At 64.2% G+C, this 232-nt stretch carries 1 protein-coding gene; it reads left to right on the top strand.

The features are described 5' to 3' along the window. Positions 1–232 (top strand): IS110 family transposase (locus OZ10_RS23010; RefSeq protein ID WP_039566948.1); only part of this gene is annotated, 232 nt, incomplete at both ends.

Below are 232 nucleotides of genomic sequence, written 5' to 3' on the forward strand. Positions count from 1 at the left end.
CATGAGCGGAATCGGGATCGATGTGTGCAAGAAGTCCCTGGATGCGGCTGTCTTTCAAGGTGAGGCCCGCCAGTTCAGTAACACGGCAAGCGGGCACTGCAAGCTCGTCTACTGGCTGAGGACACTGCCAGTTAGGCAGGTGGTGCTGGAGGCGACCGGTGGCTACGAGCTGGCCGCGCTGGACGCGCTGCATCAGGCGGGAGTCCCGGTGGCACGCGCCAATGCGTCTCGG

This window comes from Xanthomonas cannabis pv. cannabis, assembly GCF_000802365.1.
GTDB lineage: Bacteria > Pseudomonadota > Gammaproteobacteria > Xanthomonadales > Xanthomonadaceae > Xanthomonas > Xanthomonas cannabis.